General features: G+C 43.0%; 15 protein-coding genes. 13 read left to right on the top strand and 2 right to left on the bottom strand.

Annotation, left to right across the window (positions count from 1 at the left end):
* The first annotated feature begins 345 nt into the window (after nt 1–345).
* From AWB54_RS12100 to AWB54_RS12065, 8 genes are all read left to right on the top strand, one after another.
* Nucleotides 346–909 (top strand): CD3072 family TudS-related putative desulfidase, encoded by a 564-nt coding sequence (locus AWB54_RS12100; protein ID WP_061214858.1) that lies wholly within the window; start codon nt 346–348, stop codon nt 907–909.
* Nucleotides 910–1,740, top strand: coding sequence for an ABC transporter substrate-binding protein (locus AWB54_RS12095; protein WP_235811178.1), 831 nt, complete (start codon nt 910–912; stop codon nt 1,738–1,740).
* A gap of 4 nt (nt 1,741–1,744) precedes the next feature.
* Nucleotides 1,745–2,407, top strand: a complete 663-nt coding sequence (locus AWB54_RS12090; protein ID WP_061214857.1) for an amino acid ABC transporter permease — start codon at nt 1,745–1,747, stop codon at nt 2,405–2,407.
* Nucleotides 2,395–3,141: an amino acid ABC transporter ATP-binding protein gene (locus tag AWB54_RS12085; RefSeq protein WP_201785627.1), complete on the top strand. Its 747-nt coding sequence runs from the start codon at nt 2,395–2,397 to the stop codon at nt 3,139–3,141. The genes AWB54_RS12090 and AWB54_RS12085 overlap by 13 nt, the downstream gene beginning before the upstream one ends.
* Before the next feature lie 65 nt (nt 3,142–3,206).
* Entirely contained in the window at nt 3,207–3,491 is a 285-nt protein-coding gene (locus tag AWB54_RS12080) for a hypothetical protein (RefSeq protein ID WP_061214856.1), read from the top strand.
* Between the two features lies 1 nt (nt 3,492).
* Complete coding sequence (locus tag AWB54_RS12075) at nt 3,493–3,675, top strand: hypothetical protein (protein WP_153014724.1); 183 nt, start codon at nt 3,493–3,495, stop codon at nt 3,673–3,675.
* A gap of 233 nt (nt 3,676–3,908) precedes the next feature.
* Nucleotides 3,909–4,109: a hypothetical protein gene (locus tag AWB54_RS12070; RefSeq protein WP_061214854.1), complete on the top strand. Its 201-nt coding sequence runs from the start codon at nt 3,909–3,911 to the stop codon at nt 4,107–4,109.
* Between the two features lie 170 nt (nt 4,110–4,279).
* Nucleotides 4,280–5,266: a type II TA system antitoxin MqsA family protein gene (locus AWB54_RS12065; protein WP_061214853.1), complete on the top strand. Its 987-nt coding sequence runs from the start codon at nt 4,280–4,282 to the stop codon at nt 5,264–5,266.
* Between the two features lie 289 nt (nt 5,267–5,555).
* Here AWB54_RS12065 and AWB54_RS12060 read toward each other — a convergent pair whose 3' ends face one another.
* On the bottom strand, nt 5,556–6,713 hold the full coding sequence (locus AWB54_RS12060) for a glycoside hydrolase family 130 protein (RefSeq protein ID WP_061214852.1): 1,158 nt from the start codon (nt 6,711–6,713) through the stop codon (nt 5,556–5,558).
* A gap of 630 nt (nt 6,714–7,343) precedes the next feature.
* On the opposite strand from AWB54_RS12060, the gene nuoF reads away from it, so the two are divergent.
* The 5 genes from nuoF (at nt 7,344) to AWB54_RS12025 (ending at nt 15,480) form a co-directional block, all read left to right on the top strand.
* Nucleotides 7,344–8,564 (top strand): NADH-quinone oxidoreductase subunit NuoF, encoded by a 1,221-nt coding sequence (gene nuoF, locus AWB54_RS12050; protein WP_061214850.1) that lies wholly within the window; start codon nt 7,344–7,346, stop codon nt 8,562–8,564.
* A gap of 18 nt (nt 8,565–8,582) precedes the next feature.
* Entirely contained in the window at nt 8,583–11,288 is a 2,706-nt protein-coding gene (fdhF, locus tag AWB54_RS15440; protein WP_235811182.1) for a formate dehydrogenase subunit alpha, read from the top strand.
* Nucleotides 11,289–11,620: 332 nt separating this feature from the next.
* Nucleotides 11,621–13,414 carry a MutS family DNA mismatch repair protein gene (locus tag AWB54_RS12035; RefSeq protein WP_061214847.1) on the top strand — a complete coding sequence of 598 codons (1,794 nt, stop codon included), beginning with the start codon at nt 11,621–11,623 and terminating at the stop codon, nt 13,412–13,414.
* Between the two features lie 123 nt (nt 13,415–13,537).
* Nucleotides 13,538–14,245, top strand: a complete 708-nt coding sequence (locus tag AWB54_RS12030) for an ABC transporter ATP-binding protein (protein WP_061214846.1) — start codon at nt 13,538–13,540, stop codon at nt 14,243–14,245.
* Nucleotides 14,242–15,480, top strand: coding sequence for an ABC transporter permease (locus AWB54_RS12025; protein ID WP_082736198.1), 1,239 nt, complete (start codon nt 14,242–14,244; stop codon nt 15,478–15,480). The genes AWB54_RS12030 and AWB54_RS12025 overlap by 4 nt, the downstream gene beginning before the upstream one ends.
* Before the next feature lie 49 nt (nt 15,481–15,529).
* On the opposite strand, the gene AWB54_RS15970 is transcribed toward AWB54_RS12025, so the two are convergent.
* Nucleotides 15,530–16,192 carry a hypothetical protein gene (locus AWB54_RS15970; protein ID WP_061214844.1) on the bottom strand — a complete coding sequence of 221 codons (663 nt, stop codon included), beginning with the start codon at nt 16,190–16,192 and terminating at the stop codon, nt 15,530–15,532.
* Nucleotides 16,193–16,882: the final 690 nt, after the last annotated feature.

Here is a 16,882-nt window from a genome sequence, read left to right as displayed (position 1 = left end):
CAATGACTGCAAAGCAGCACGTAATTGGGGGGTCGTTTATTGGTTGACAGGATATAGCCCCGAGGGGCTGGGGACGTTCTTCCCGTAACACTTCGCGGTAAACTAAATGTTACATAAAGAACGTCCCTGCATAACGCCTGCGTAACGCTAAAAATACGATATTTGCGATTTTAATATAACATAATTTTATTTATTATAGTCTGTGTAATTATGATAATATATTGCTATGGGGAATTTGGGATATTTATGGAGAATACAGGATTTAAGTATCGGAAGCAAGCAACACACCGCTGCAACGGGACAGGAAACATTTTTCGCCTCGTTATAATCAGGAGGTTATGATTATTGCTTAGAGATAAAAAGCTGGTTTTACTAAGTCATTGCCTGTTAAATGTCAATGCCAAGGTTTATGGATTGGCTAATTATAAAGGTGCTCATGAAGAATTAATCAAGTTTTTGATCGAAGAGAATTTTGGCATCATTCAGCTTCCCTGCCCCGAGTTGGGCTGCGAAGGAATCAGGCGCTGGGGAAAAGTTAAGGAGCAACTGGACATACCGTTCTATAGGAAATACTGTAACGAAATATTTACTCCGCTATTGGAGCAAATCATCGACTACCATAAGAACGGCTACCGGTTGGCAGCGCTTATCGGGGTAAATGGAAGTCCTTCATGCGGGGTCAGTAAAACTTGCTCGGCAGCATCCTGGGGCGGTGAAATAAATGATCGCCGGACTACGGAAGAAATGATGCAGCAAGTAAATACTATTGAATCACCGGGTATATTCATAGAACAGATTCGAAAATTGCTCGAAGCTAATAAAATATACATACCTATGCTGGCTATTGAGGAAGCCGATCCGGCTGCTTCAATTGCAGATATCAAAAAAGTATTGAGAGGAGAGGGTTAGGTGTTTAAATTCAAACAGGCATCTGCAGTACTGGTTGGTCTATTGGCGGTAATATTGTTTATGGCAGGGGGATGTGCTGACAAGACTACTGATAAGTCAGCAGATAAAAGCCAGCCGGAAGTAAGCGATAACTCCTGGACTACAGTTGAGAAAAATGGCGAATTAGTCGTTGGCATGTGTGCCCAATATCCGCCGTTTGAATCTATTAATGAAAAAACCAATCAACCTGAAGGCTTTGACGTAGACCTGGCCAATGCGCTGGGAAAAAATCTGGGTGTTAAAGTGAAATTTATAGATGCTCAATGGGAAGCATTATTGGCCGGGGTTGAAAAAGGTGATTACGATGTGCTGATTACCTGCATGTCCAAACAGGAAGCGGCCAGTGCCAATATAAATGTAAGTGATGTTTATTATGAACTTAATGACATAATTGTAGTAAAGCAAGGTAACGATTCTATAAAAACGGTTGACGATTTAAAAGACAAGGTAGTCGGAGTACAGTCCGCAAGCAGTTGTGAAATAGCGGCCGACAGTCTGAGCGGACTTAAAGAGATTAAACGGTACAACTATAATCCCGAAGCTTTTATCGATCTGACCAACGACCGGGTTGATGCTGTAATAGTGGGTTATGCTTATGCCGCCACACAAATAAAGGATAAATCAGATCTTAAGATCATCGATACTCCAGTTGGGGAAACCAGCGAAATCGTAATGGTTAACAAAAAAGGCGCGGATGCTTTGACTGCTAAATTAAACGAAGCATTGAAGGCGATCAAGGCCAGCGGAGAGTATGATCAGATTCATGATAAATGGCTGAAATTACAGATCTAGAATCATGGAGCTCAACTTTGATACCGTAATAAGGAATTTACCGCTATTTTGGCAGGCCACCCTAATAACCGTAAAAATTACGGTTCTGGCCTTTGTATTTGCATTAATTATTGCTTTTACAGTAGGGGTTTTAAGAAGCTATAAAATTCCCGGTCTGTTCAAAGTGCTGCTTGCCGTATATGTGGAAATATTTCGCGGAACGCCGCTGCTAATCCAGCTGTTTTTCATCTATTATGGCCTACCTTCCGTGGGTATAATAATGGATGCGTTTTCAGCGGCGGTAATCGGCCTGGCTTTAAATGGCGGAGCCTACATGTCTGAGTCAGTACGGGCTTCTATTTTATCGGTTTCCAAGGGACAGGAAGAAGCTGCATATTCATTGGGTTACAATAAGCTTGAGGCAATATGGCATATCATATTGCCTCAAGCTATCAGGGTGGCAATACCGCCACTGATGAATGGTTTTTCATCTATGCTTAAAGAAACTTCACTGGTTTCAGTAATATCTATTACCGAACTCACCAGAACAGGCAATCTGATTTATTCCCGTACGGCCAGGCCATTTGAAATTTATTTGACTTTGGGTTTATTTTATTTTGTATTAACCTTTTCAATCGTTCTGCTGGCTAAACAAATAGAAAGAAAGGAAAGAAGATGGATACTCTAAGCCATTTGATAGAAATAAAAGATATCTATAAATCATTTGGTGATTTATCAGTGCTAAGGGGTGTATCTTTGAACGTTTCTGCCGGAGAAATTCTGGGTATAATTGGCGCCAGCGGTTCTGGAAAAAGTACTTTGATTAGATGTATCAACGGTCTGGAAGCAACCCAGCGGGGAGAAATACTAATTAAAGGTCAGCGCCTGAACAGCAGTAGAGAGGCGGTAAATGTTCGTAAGAAAATAGGAATGGTATTTCAAAACTTTAATCTGTTTCCGCATTATACGGTATTGCAAAATATTACCGGTCCATGCCGGGTGGTTAGAAAATTGAGCAAAAAGAGCGCCGAAGAACTTGGCGAATCGCTATTGGAAAAGGTTAGATTAAAAGATAAAATGGCGCAGTACCCTGGTAATTTGTCCGGGGGAGAAAAGCAAAGAGTCGCTATAGCCAGAGTTCTGGCCATGGAACCGGAGATAATTTTATTCGATGAGCCAACCTCGGCACTTGATCCGGAACTTGCCTACGAAGTCTTTGATATTATTAAACTGTTAGCTGAAGATGGTATGGCCATGATGATTGTTACCCATCAGATTGGCTTTATTAAGAACCTGGCGCATCTGATTCTATTCATTGATAACGGCAAAATAGCATGCTCGGGTAATCCGGATTACATTTTAAACGAGTGTAACCATCCTCACTTGCAAGATTTCTTAATGAGACTTCGGGAGAATATTTAAATAGCGGCAACGACCCGCGCAAAGCAAGTGGCGTAAAGGTTCAACAGATCTTTGAGTTCATCTTTTTGCTGGCTTTCTTAGGCAAGAAGATGAATAGATTACTCAATAGTAAACGCGGTCAGGATTTACCCAGCAAGGACAGCTATTATCGGTTTTTGAACAATCCCAAATATGCATGGCGTATATTTCTCCTGCAACTCTCACTGCAGGTAACAGATGCATTTGATCGTCTTACCTCAGATAAGAGAGTAAGGGTGTTTATTCTGGGTGATTCGATTCTTTCCAGATCCCGGACCAAGAAGGCAGAGCTTTTAGCCCGCATCTTTGACCATACCAGCCAGAAACTATGATATGCTTATTGCCCATGCCACCATTGTTTTTACAAGATATATTCTGCTTGAATGGGAACGACGTAACAATCAGGATTCACGCAGCTACGGAGAAATATTCTATCTGTTCTGCGATGAAATACAGGATATTGACTACCAGACCGCCATACGGCAACCGGGACGATTTACCGCACCACCGGCTTGAAAATCGGGATTGGCCCGTATAAAGCCTTTTTTGACCAGGCAGAATTGACCAAAAAAGGTTTCTACAGTTCTTCAACATCTGATGTCGTTGACTTTACCGCAGCGGACGTAATGGTATCGGCAAGCCAGAGTACTGAAATATGAATTACAATTAAGCAACAAACACATGTAATCAATTGATTACATGTATCTTATGTGCTATTCTGTTATTGATATAATATGAGGAGAATATATATGGCAATTACTACACAAGAAAAGGTAGTGCTTTATTTAATGAAAGTAAAGCAATTGCTGGTAAAAGAACAATATGATTTTGTTCCTCGGAAAGTAAATATAGGAGCATTAACCGAACTTGGATGGACAATAGAGTATTTTTTTTTAAGAATATTTAATGCAACTGTCTTTGTTAAATTATGTAAACGGTCCAGAAACTGACAGCGATAATTTTGACGAAGATCTATGGGTTTTTGGGGATGATATTGAGGGGGTACAGTATTACATAAAGATTAAAGTGCGAACCATGATAGAGCAGGAAGTGGTTTGTATTTCATTCCACAAGGCAAATTTCTCTATGGAATTTCCGTGGAAATAGGAGGTTTTTAATTATGCAAAAAGCTTACTGCCCAGTTTGTCAAAAAACAGTCCCAGTAAAACCTATACAAAAAACAGAAACTTATTCAGTACGTGGCCTGGACGTAACCATTGACGCTATGGTGTTGGCCTGTGCAATGTGTGGGGAAGATATCTTTGACGCTGAGTTGGATAACGCCAACTTAAGTAAAGCATATGAGGTGTACCGCAAACAATTTAAAGTGTTATCCAGTGAGGACATAAAGAGTCTAAGACAGAAGTATAACATTAGTCAGCGAACCTTGGCTAAACTTTTAGAATGGAGTCCGGCTACAATCTATCGTTATGAGAAAGGTAACTTACCTACCCCTGCACACAATGAATGTTTAAAGCGGCTTTGCGATCCCATGGAGTTTGAAAACCTAATAAGAGATAAGAACTACTTACTAACGGAAAATGAAAAAAAGAATCTTCAAATTGATACTGATGTTTTGAAACATACAAAATCTTATGAAGTTACATTACCGGAATGGTCACCGTGTATTCAAAACGGGTTTAAATCATTGGATATAAATAAACTACTTAATATGACTGTCTATTTTACGCAGAGCGGACTATCAAAAACCGCATTAATGAAACACTTATGGTTGTCCGATTTTTCACACTTTAAGGCATATGGAGTATCTATAAGCGGAGCAGTATATGCAGCATTACCAAATGGTCCAGCTTTGGATAACTGGTTGTTGTTTTTGCAATTTGCAGTTAACGAAGAAGCGATTGAATTAGAACCAATATATTATAACGATATGGAAGCTGAAATAGTAAAAGCAAACAGATCTTGCCAAATAGATTACTTTACTTCTATTGAACTTGCTACTATTCAAAAAGTAGCAAGAGTACTCAAGGGTAAAACGGCAAGACAACTATCTGATTTATCACATAATGAAGATGCTTATAAACTTACGCCCAAAAATAGAATAATCTCGTATGAACATGCCTTCTCGTTACAGATGTTACCTTAATCATATTTGTGGTGAACCATGGCAGTTAGAAGGGTTAGACCCTTATATAACTTAAAGCATTTGACGACCCATGATATCCTTGTGGAGGCGTTACCGATTATCTGGATACATTCCAGAATAAGCGCAGATCTTTTTGACACTGAATGAGTTTTTTGTTGTGCTGAAATTAAAATAAATATTTAAGGGGGTAATGGCTTCTCCTTATCTTGCAAGCCTAGACGTCCGCTCAAAAAGCATCGATTCCACTACGAAGAATGACCAGGGGATGGAGTATCCAAGCTGTCAGCTTTTATAGAGAATATAGATGTTTCCCTGTCAATGGGTCCAGGCGGAAAACATTACACATCTCGTTTAGAATATCTATATTTGCCAGGCCGGCATTCATAACTGTATCATTGCCGCCATAATATATAGCTAGCGTATCGTCCTGGCCAGGTAATGCACCGCAGCTGAACACTACATTAGGTACATGAACATAATCAGTCTCCCTAACTAAACAATCACTTGCACTGGGCATTAATAATGGTTTGGCACTAATACGAAGTTTACTTGGGTTTGTTGGGTCTTCCAGGTCATGGAATGCCACCCCCAGGGTATAAGGATTTCCCGCCATGGTTGAACGCACACCATGAAAGATATTTAGCCACCCATATCGAGTCCTGATAGGCGGGGCGCCTGGACCAATCTTTGCCTGGAATGCACTCGGCCCGTGACCGCTTCGCATAATTACATTACCGACTTCCCATGGTCCGGTAGGACCTGCTGCGAAACCTGCACATATTTCTTCAAATGAGCCGCCGATATGGCCGGAGCCGGCAACTTCCCTGTTTTTGTCGTTGGGACGCAGCAAAGCTATCCATTTTTTATTTTTATCAGGTTCAGGAAATATAACAACATTGCGCATATCTTGTTCGGATATTGGACCATAGCGAACAACGGTCTTAAAGTCCTTGGTTACAGCTATCATAACCTTGACTCTATCAGTAATCTGTCTGTGATAGGCACTGTAAGTCAATACATATAAGCCGCTCCCAACGGGACTAACCCGAATATCTTCCACACCGCCGGCTTCAGATTCGATAATAGATGCAATATCGATACCCTTAGCAAATAGGTCACTCTCTGTCGCCGGTAATAAAAATGGTCTGGGGTCGACCTTCCAAGCGTTTAAGCCATTGTCACTGACTGCTTTTCCTATTACACTACGACCATCAGCAATGTGGGAACGAAAGAGCATTATTGTTTGAGTTTTGCCATTTGCACCAGTCACTTCTGCCATTCCTGCATTATGAACAGTGTATGTATATAAACGACCATCATTGCCCCAGATTTCATTGACGTCATGACATGTTAATATTGGATTACCAGGGTAACGTACAACTGGTTCATTAATTGTTACCGTTCCCTCGAATCCATTCCACTCAACATATGCTTTGGTGCAACTCATTTAGACTCTCCTTTTTAATTTAGATGACTTCTGGTAGCCTCCCGGCTGCTTTGCTTAGTACCTTTCAATTTCCTGCATGATGATCTTGGTCCTACCACCGGTTAGTGCCAGTATAACCTCTTCAGAAAGATATGATTATTCGCCGATTGTTACCAGAATACCATAACTATAACAGGGAGGCGTTTTTCACTTGCCCCCTTGCGACAGATGTAATTAATGAATATCATCTCCTCGTGCTTCCCCTTTAATGTATTGCTAGATTATTGTCTTAAGTAATGGCATAATCTTACTAAGGTGGTGCCTACATTCATGAACTTTGGCAGCCGTTTGAAAAAGATTAGAGAAAGCCAGATGATTTCAGCACCCAAGCTGTCCAAACAATCCGGACTTAGACAGTGATTTATCTGGAGAATTGAATCTGAAAAGCAGCAAGAAGCAACCGGTCGAGATAGACGTTATTATGGCTGAACCTAATAATAATTCCGAAAAGAAAAAGGAGATTACCCTAAAGCACGGGAACGTGCTTCACCCGTGCTTCCCAAGTCTAAAACTTAGGAATCAAGGCGACCAGCCTTTGAAAGCTGGGGCAGATTTTAGAAACCTGAAAATAAAGATGAAGGAGGTGTAGAAATGGCTGAGGAACAAAGAGTTTTACTGAAATATGCTGATCAGATAGACCCGAAAATAGCTGAGGATTACATAAAAGTGGGTGGCTATAAAGGTCTGGAAAAAGCTCGTTCCATGGATCGCAAAGCGCTTATCGAAGAAGTTAAGAAATCCGGTCTTAGGGGCCGAGGAGGCGCAGGTTTTAATGCCGGCATGAAATGGAGCTTTGTACCCATATTGGATGAAGACCGATATGTGGTGTGCAATTTTGACGAAGGCGAACCAGGAACTTACAAAGACCGAATCATCTGTGAAAAAAATGCTCAGGCGCTTTTGGAAGGAATGGCCATCTGCGGTGCTGCCATCGCATCCAACCACGGCTATATTTACTGTCGCGGAGAGTATCCCTTTGTGGTTGAAACGCTAAAAGAAGGAATCCAGAGCGCCAAAGCCTCAGGCGCGCTAGGTGATTTCAATATCGAAGTAAGAATGGGTGCCGGCGCTTATGTCTGCGGCGAAGAAACTGCTCTGATTGAATCCATTGAAGGACATCGCGGCGAACCCAGATTCAAACCGCCCTTCCCCGGAGTAGCCGGTTTATGGGCGCACCCTACGGTAGTAAACAACGTCGAGACCTTTGCTTGCCTGCCCTACATACTGACCAACGGAGCCGAATGGTTTGCCGGCATCGGGGCGGCAAAATATCCGGGCACCAAGGTATTAACCCTGACCGGAGATGTTGTAAATGCCACCTACTTTGAAGTACCCACCGATTATAATCTGCGGGATGTTATTTATAAGCTGGGTGGTGGCGTCAAAGGCGGCAAAAAATTAAAAGCGGTCCAGGTTGGTGGGACTTCCGGTGCTTTTATCCCCGAACAAAACCTGGATACCCCTATTGATTTTGATTCCATGTCGGCAATTGGGGCGTCCCTGGGTTCAGGAGCGGTCTTTGTCATGGATGAAACCAGAGATATCGTCGATATCGTGACCAGAATCTCCAAATTCTTTGAACATGAATCCTGTGGCAAGTGCAATCCCTGTAGAGAAGGTACCTGGCGCTGCCGTGAAATAATGGAAAAAATAAATGCCGGTAAAGCCGGCCAGAAAGATATCGATAATCTGATGATCCTGTCTCGGGTAATGAAAAACGCAGCCCTGTGCGGTCTGGGCCAAGCCGCACCGATTCCCATTGATTCAACCCTGCAGCACTTTGCTTATGAATATAGCTGCAAGCTAAATTAATTTTTAAGGGAAGGAGGGATAAGCATGTTAAAACTAACGATTAATGATAAAGAAATCGAAGTCCCCCGCGGTACGATGTTATTGGATGCCTGTCAGCAAGCCGGCGCTGATATACCTACTTTTTGTTATGATCCTGACTTAAAACTGGCTGGTTCCTGCCGGATGTGTGTGGTTGAAGTCCAGGGCCGGCGTAATCTGCAAGCATCCTGTGTAACACCCTGTGAAAACAACATGATCGTGGACACTGAGAGCGCCAATGTCGTCGAAGCCCGTAAGATTATCCTGGAATTACTGCTGGCCCGCCATAAATTGAATTGCATGGTTTGCGAAAAGGTTGGGGCCTGCAAGCTGCAGGAGTACTGCTATCGTTATGACGTGAAAGAATCCCGTTTCGCGGGTGAAGCAGCCCATTTCACCAGGGAAGATCCCAATCCCTTTATCGAACGGGACTATGACAAGTGTATCATGTGTACCCGCTGTGTAAGAGCCTGCGAAGGAATCACCGGAGCCCAGGCCATAAACGTCAAGGATCGCGGACATCATGCCAAAATATCTACCATATTTGATGGCAAACTGGCCGATTCAAGCTGCGTATTTTGCGGACAATGCATAATGGTCTGCCCGGTCGGGGCTTTGACCAGTAAAGTATCCATGGGTAAAGGCAGACCTTTCGAATATGAAAAGGTGTTAACCACCTGTACCTATTGCGGTACTGGTTGTATGTTGGAACTCAATGTCAAAGACGATACAGTGGTTGGGGTAACTTCCAACCGGGATGCCCAATTAAGTCCGGTCAATAAAGGGGCTTTGTGTGTAAAAGGACGCTTTGGCTGGGATTTTATCCATTACAAGGATCGCTTGACCACACCTTTAATCAGGGAAAATGGGCAATTGCGCGAGGCATCCTGGGACGAAGCCCTGGACTATGCCGCCAATAGACTGAACGCCGTCAAGGCGCAGCACGGACCTGATTCCATAGCGCTATTCAGCTCGGCCCGGGTTACCAATGAAGAGAACTATCTGGCCCAGAAAATGGCGCGTGTTGCGATTGGCACCAATAATGTCGACCATTGTGCCCGACTCTGACACTCCGTTACTGTCGCCGGTCTGGGGGCAGCATTTGGAAGCGGCGCAATGACTAATACCATTGAAGAATTAGAAAAAGATGCGACCGTTATCTTCCTTATTGGAACTAACACCACCGAAAATCATCCGGTTATAGGTTATAAGATCAAGAAGAACGTCCGGGAAAATGGAGCCAAACTCATCGTAGCCGACCCCCGACGCATTGAGCTGGCGGAGATGGCCGATGTTTTTCTGCAGTTTCGACCGGGTACCGACGTTGCCCTGCTCAACGGGATAATGAATGTTATCATCAACGAAGGACTCCAGGATAAAGACTTTATTGAAAAACGGACTGAAGCTTATGAAGATATGAAACAAGTGGTGGAAAAATACACGCCGGAAATAGTATCTGCCATAACTGCGGTTCCCGCTGAAGATATTGTCAAAGCCGCCCGTATGTATGCCGCAGCTGAAGCCGGGTCGCTTTGCTATGCTATGGGCATTACCCAGCATACTACCGGAACCGATAATGTTAAAAGCTGCTGCAACCTGGCTTTATTAACCGGTAATCTGGGCAGACCAGGCACCGGGGTCAATCCCTTGCGTGGTCAAAACAACGTGCAGGGAGCCTGTGACATGGGGGCTCTGCCAGTAACCTATCCAGCCTACCAGGCAGTTGCTGTCGAGGCCAACCGGGAAAAGTTCGAAAAGGCCTGGGGGGTAAAACTTCCAACCGCTAAAGGACTGATGCTCACCGAAGCCATTAACGCAGCCTACCATGGTGATGTAAAAGCGCTGTACTGTCTGGGCGAAAATCCCATGATAAGTGACCCTGATTCCCATCACGTAGAAGCAGCACTAAAGAAATTGGATATTCTGATAGTACAGGATATTTTCCTGACCGAGACGGCCCAGATGGCTGACGTAGTATTCCCCGGAGTTAGCTGGGCCGAAAAAGAAGGTACTTTTACCAATACCGAAAGAAGAGTGCAACGGGTACGCAAGGCGGTTAATTCCCGCGGTGATGCCCGCCAGGACTGGCAGATCCTTAGTGATATGACCACTCGTTTGGGTTACCCCAATAGCTACGCTTCCCCAGAAGAAATCTTCGCGGAAATCCGTAGTCTGACGCCTTCTTATGCCGGTATCACATATGATCGTATTGAGCAGACGGGTCTTCACTGGCCTTGTCCCACGGAGGAACATCCCGGCACACCCATCCTGCATACCGAGAAATTCAGTCGTGGTTTGGGTCTGTTCCATGCCGTGGAGTTCAAGGAAGCTTTTGAACTGCCCGATGAAGAGTATCCGTTAATTCTCAGCACGGGACGCCAGTTGTACCATTATCATACCCGCAGCATGACCAGAAGGGCGATTGCACTCGATACTCATCGACCTGAAAACCAGGTTCAGGTTAATCAGAAAACTGCGGCTAAACTGGGTATCCTGAATGGTGAAAAGGTGCGGCTCACTACTCGTCGCGGCAGTATTGAGCTAAAAGCTCAAGTCACCGATATCCTGAATGAGAAGCTGGTATTTACCTTCTTCCACTATGGCGAAGCCGCAGCCAACGTACTGACCCAAGGAGAAGCACTCGATCCCATAGCCGGAATTCCGGAGTACAAAGTCTGTGCGGTCCGGATGGAAAAGATCATCTAGTTAACTTATTTCGTAATCAACGGCGTGCCCACTACCGGTAGGATTAGAAAGACAGCTATCGCCGGGCCACCTTCGTTGGAATACCCCGAGCCTGGTGGCTGATCAACTACAGCTGTGATACAACCATAACCCAATCCAGCGGGAATTATAACTGAAGCCTGTGCCGGACCGGTCAACCGACCGGCCCGGCTTTAGGTCGGCAAGCAGGCTCCATAATATTGCTGCCACGGTCAGAAATAGATTGCTTTTCCGCTCATTGAATTTTAAGTCCAATCCTGTGATTTATAGGGAAGCAAAAAGAACGTCCCCTTGTTGGCTTGTAGGAGGCTTCGATGTCTGCTGAAAAATTATTTCTTACTCGTTACAATAGCTATCAAAATCTTGAAAAACGCTATACAAAGAGCTTTGATAGGATAAGCAATCTGCGTTTTTTTATATTTCTGGCCGGAGCAGTATTTACTATACTTTGCTCGTTCTTGGGAACCTCGACACAAGCCGTATCTGTTTTACTTTTCTTCCTGGTAATATTTCTTGCCCTTGTCTATAAACACTCTAAAGTGGAGCAGGACTTGCATACGGTTCGCGCCATGCTGGAAATACAGCGCAGATATTTGAGCAGAATTAACGGGACCTGGGTTTCATTTGATGATGGTGGCCTGGAATTCGTTGATGCTAATCACCCCTACACCTATGATCTGGATATTTTCGGGCCTAAATCGTTGTTTCAATGGATATCTTTGGCTAAAACGGTTTTAGGTAGATACCATTTAAAAACACTCCTGGCCAATCCATCAAAAAACCTGGATAGCATAAAAATGCGCCAGAACGCAGTCAGGGAACTGGCTTCAAAACTTGAATTCTGCCAAAATCTAGAGTGTCATGGCTTGCTGATAAATGAAGCATCACGGGATACCGGGGGATTAATCAGCTATGCTGAAGAATCCGGATCGCTCCCCAAAGCTATACACATCATACGTTTTTTCCCCCTGGTTACCATTCTGGCCTTGGTAATGTCTATTTCAGCTTGGGGCCTACCCCTTGAGGTTCCCATAGTACTTCTTGCCCTGCAGTTGCTATTATATTTTGCCGGATATCAAAAAATTTCATCAGATTTAAGCAAGGTATATTCATTTCAAAAAAGTTTAGCTGCCTTTAGAAACATGTTTTTATTAATTGAATCTGAACAATTTAAAGATGATTACTTATCTACTCTGAAATCTGAGTTATATAACCAGGCAGAGCCCGCTTCTATTTGTATGAAACGTCTGGAACGAATATCAGATGCCATTAACTTTCGCTATAATCTTATTTTCTATTTTATTTTTAATCTCTTTTTATTTTGGGATTTCCATTGTGCGGTTTATTTAGAGCGCTGGAAAATTCAAAACGCTAAGAAAATTAGAACCTGGTTTGAAACAATTGGAGCCTTTGAGGCTTTAACCAGCCTTTCCGTCATATCCCATATACACCCGGAATGGGGTTTCCCCGAACTCCAGGCTCATAGTATGAAGATTCACGCGCAAGACTTCGGTCATCCCTTAATCCAGTCGGAAAAATGCGTTCGAAATGATATAGATATTGATAAGTATTCTTGTATTATTACCGGTTCCAACATGTCCGGGAAAAGCACCTTCCTGAGGGCTATTGGCATGAACCTGGTTCTGACCTATGCAGGGGCAGCCGTTTGCGCCCGGAAATTCAGGTGTTCTATTATGGACGTATATACATCTATGGTGATAAGAGACGATTTGATTAATGGTATTTCTACCTTTTACGCCGAATTGACCAGAATAAATATGATATTAAAGCAGGCAGATAAAGGGCAATCGATGCTTTATTTAATTGATGAGGTATTTCGAGGGACAAACTCCTTGGACCGTATTGCCGGTGCCCAGGTTGTTTTAAGAGAATTGAGCAAGAAGAACGTTATCGGTTTGATTTCTACCCATGATTTCGAGCTTTGCGGCCTGGAAAAAGACCCGGAATTAAACTTTAGGAATTACCATTTTGAAGAACAATATGTACAAGGGAGAATCGAATTCGATTATAAGCTTCGTTCCGGCCGCTGTACCACTTCCAATGCCCGATATTTGATGAATATGGTGGGGATTCATGTTCCAAAATGAACCTGTTTACATTTTTAAAGCCGGACGGTAACATTTTTTCTTACAATAACCCTTTATATTGGCGCTTTTGGGAAAAAGAGACTATGATCTTTGTAGGGGCAGTTTTGGAAAAGGGGGTCGTATATGCGACCAATTCTAAATGTGGAAAACCTAACAGCAGGTTATACGAAGACGACAGCCGTCATTAAGGATATTAGCTTTACAGTCGGTGAAGGGGAACTGCTGGGATTAATCGGCGCCAATGGCGCCGGCAAATCAACGCTGATAAAAGCCCTGCAGGGGTTAGTAATCGGGACGCAAGGCCAGGTTGTGTTGCCCGAGCAATATGCGTACATACCGGAAGCGCCCGCTTTATATGAAGAACTGACGATGTGGGAGCACATGGAGCTCGTAGCTATGTCCAGAGGGTTAGACCGAAGAGAGTTTGTAAGAAAGGCTGATAAACTCTTAAAACAATTTCAAATGGAGCAGGTTAAACACCATTTCCCCGGAGGTTTTTCCAAAGGCATGCGGCAGAAGATTATGATTATCTGTGCCATACTGGCCCGGCCACCATTATACTTGATTGATGAACCTTTTAATGGTCTGGATGCCCTGTCTATAAAAGAGCTCCTGGAATTGCTAGAGCAGGAAAAGCAACGTGGTGCTTCGATGCTCCTCAGTACCCATGTTTTAGAAACGGCCCAGCGCATCTGTGACCGGTTTATTATTCTTGATAAGGGTGAGATAATTATTGCCGGTACGCTATTGGAATTGCAAAATATAGCCCGCTGTGCAGAGGAAGACTTGTTTGCGATTTTTCTCCAATTAACCAGAGGTAAAAACGGATGAGACGAAATCTAAGTCTTTTTTTATGGCAAAAACGTATGTCGGCCCGTTTAAGACGAGTACGTGATGCCTTGAAATTAATCGTTGACTTCTGGGTTGCCTTGTATATTATCATTCCTTTATCCGTACTTGTATTTTGCACATACCGGGAGTGTCTTATTGCTCTACCCTACTGGTTTATGCCGGAGTATGAACTGCTTTTGTTAGTTCTACTGGCCTGGGTAACCATTAAAGGAAATCTCCGCACTTATCTTGTTCAGGCAGATTTAGCTCACCTTTTTTACCATCCCAAAAAATTTAATCTCCTGGCCGGTTGGGGAGTTATAAGCAGTTTTATCCTTAACAGTATACGGGTAGTAGTAGTTGTGTTCGCATTCTATCCCATATACCTGCACCTGGCAGGTGTATCCTGGAACCTGTGGTTTTACATCGGGCTGTGGGCGCTCTTATTAAGAATGTTGGTTCTGGGAACAAAGTTTTTTATCCAGCAAAGATTCCCCAAGTATATTAAATGGTTTTTTGATCCACTGTTTTTAATCGCCTATATTGCCGCATGGCAGATGCTCGTGAGGCCCTATATCTATACAGCTCAGGGATTATACTTAATTATAATGATCAAGATTCTATTATTGATGTTAGTCCTGGTGGTTGTACTGAAATACTTATTCCCGGTTAAGGATTGGGAAGAGGTGGTCAATTCAGAGGCATTCTATGATAGTACTTTAATGGGAAGCTTGCTTGGGTACGCGGGACAACCCGCGCGCAAAAGAAACGGGTATTCCTTTTGGTCACCGAGGCGATTGGGAATACCGTTTAAAACGGCTTATACGCACATATATTTTTATGTCAAATATCTTATGCGTAATGGAAGTTTACAAATACTCTACTTACAGTTTTTTGCGATGGGAGCTTTGGTGGTGCTGTTTCCCTTACCTGATGGGGTAAGATTAGGTTTCCTGATAGCTATTATTTTAATGTTGGGATTTTTACTCAGGAGAATAATCTATGAAAATGAAGAAAAGCTTAAGGCTTTTCTCGGTACATTTCCAGCGGGCAGTTATAAGAAAGGAGAACTAATGCTCTATAATAGTATACTGCCAACAATCTCTATTTTACCTCTACTGGCAGGACTGGCAGGCAATACAGGTTGGATAGAAGTAGTCGGGGGAATAGTGCTTCTGGCTATCTTCGCTTATGCTCTTTCGCGATTCTTAGTTCATATTACTGGGTATTGGTGACAATTCCTATATTGCAACCGCTATTTAGATTTCCTTATGGGTGTAAATGCTAGCCGTAGGTCATTCCTTGTTGAACGGCTTTCGATTTGAAAAAGAATGTGTACTCAATATCCCACCCGGCTTGGATAAACCTGGCCATGCTTATTATATTTAACAGAATACTGAAACCATAGCAAAACAGTAACACGGGGATCAGCGCGCCCAAATACCGGCACAAAATATATTCTGTTGATGAAATGGGCTGTGCATATAACATTTCAGTCATATTGCACCGTGAATCCCTGGTGAATAAAAGCAGGAAGATGGGGAATATCAAAAAGGTCGCGCTTATTTGCATATAGGTAACGTATTTTTCATATAGAAGCTGGCTGTATCCCGTTGTTCCTAACGCGGCGCGCAAGTTGTGATTGATTTGCTCTATGCTGCCGATCTTCTGTCCGAACTGACTTTCGCAGGCCCGAAGCCAGAGGGTGACATGTTTATCTTCCTGCACTGCAGTATGAACATTGTCAAAGCTGTTATTTCCCAGTAATTTTATCGTCCACTGAAAGTCTTTGGCGTCCTCCGCAGGGATGTTGCCATTGGCGATATTTTCTTGGAGGTAATGCATTGTGGCGGACCTTAATTCGGCCTCCGGAGCTGGAACAAAAAGATATTCCACATATCCGCTGCTGCTCAGATTTTTTAATCGCTTCTTCTCCGCATTCAGCAATAAGCACTTCATAGCCGCTATATTCAAAATGATCTTTCAATAAATTAACGATGTCACTCTCATCATCGACAATTAAAATTCAATTTTTCATTTCACATAATACCTCCTGTACCCTTAAAGGATACAGTACTTTTATCAACTATTTATCAACTGGTTTTTTTAGCCTACCTAATGTTGCCATATTCGAGTGGCGAGAACAAGGATGACAAGAGCCCCCTCTTAGATCCCCAATTTTCCCCTCTCTCTTCGATAGAGCCCGTGTTTTTGAACATTCCGATATTCTACTTCAAAAAATGCTAGCTGGTATGTGGAAATATGAGGAATATGATATAATTTCCATATAAGTTAGATTAAATTGCTGGATAGGCATAGCCAATGTCCAAATTCAAGCCTGTAATGCTTAACAAGACTTCCATATTTTAATGTATCGGTGTTTTCCAGCCCGTCAGGGATGCTGTGCCCTATAGGTAAATTCCCTTCTACAGTTAGAAAATAGATGCTTTGCAGTAACATCAGCCATTAATTATGGAATTATAAGTTTACTGAGTAGAACAGGCGGGGTTATGTCTATCCTGAAAACTATATAACATTGAAGGTTAAAAAAGCCAAAGAAATACTAGACTCAAGCAAATGATTGAGCGTGAAAAAAGCTCTTTGAAAATTAAATTGTTGCCTAAGCTGTACTTATCC

It is taken from the genome of Syntrophomonas wolfei subsp. methylbutyratica (assembly GCF_001570625.1).
GTDB classification, from domain to species: Bacteria; Bacillota; Syntrophomonadia; order Syntrophomonadales; family Syntrophomonadaceae; genus Syntrophomonas; species Syntrophomonas methylbutyratica.
This window is presented reverse-complemented; position numbering and strand designations above follow the sequence as displayed.

Coding starts and splice junctions, on each gene's coding strand:
- AWB54_RS12090 (WP_061214857.1), top strand. CDS start 1,745: ATGGAGCTCAACTTTGATACCGTAATAAGGAATTTACCGCTATTTTGG.
- AWB54_RS12085 (WP_201785627.1), top strand. CDS start 2,395: ATGGATACTCTAAGCCATTTGATAGAAATAAAAGATATCTATAAATCA.
- AWB54_RS12075 (WP_153014724.1), top strand. CDS start 3,493: ATGCTTATTGCCCATGCCACCATTGTTTTTACAAGATATATTCTGCTT.
- AWB54_RS12070 (WP_061214854.1), top strand. CDS start 3,909: ATGGCAATTACTACACAAGAAAAGGTAGTGCTTTATTTAATGAAAGTA.
- AWB54_RS12065 (WP_061214853.1), top strand. CDS start 4,280: ATGCAAAAAGCTTACTGCCCAGTTTGTCAAAAAACAGTCCCAGTAAAA.
- AWB54_RS12060 (WP_061214852.1), bottom strand. CDS start 6,713: ATGAGTTGCACCAAAGCATATGTTGAGTGGAATGGATTCGAGGGAACG.
- nuoF (WP_061214850.1), top strand. CDS start 7,344: ATGGCTGAGGAACAAAGAGTTTTACTGAAATATGCTGATCAGATAGAC.
- AWB54_RS12035 (WP_061214847.1), top strand. CDS start 11,621: ATGTCTGCTGAAAAATTATTTCTTACTCGTTACAATAGCTATCAAAAT.
- AWB54_RS12030 (WP_061214846.1), top strand. CDS start 13,538: ATGCGACCAATTCTAAATGTGGAAAACCTAACAGCAGGTTATACGAAG.
- AWB54_RS12025 (WP_082736198.1), top strand. CDS start 14,242: ATGAGACGAAATCTAAGTCTTTTTTTATGGCAAAAACGTATGTCGGCC.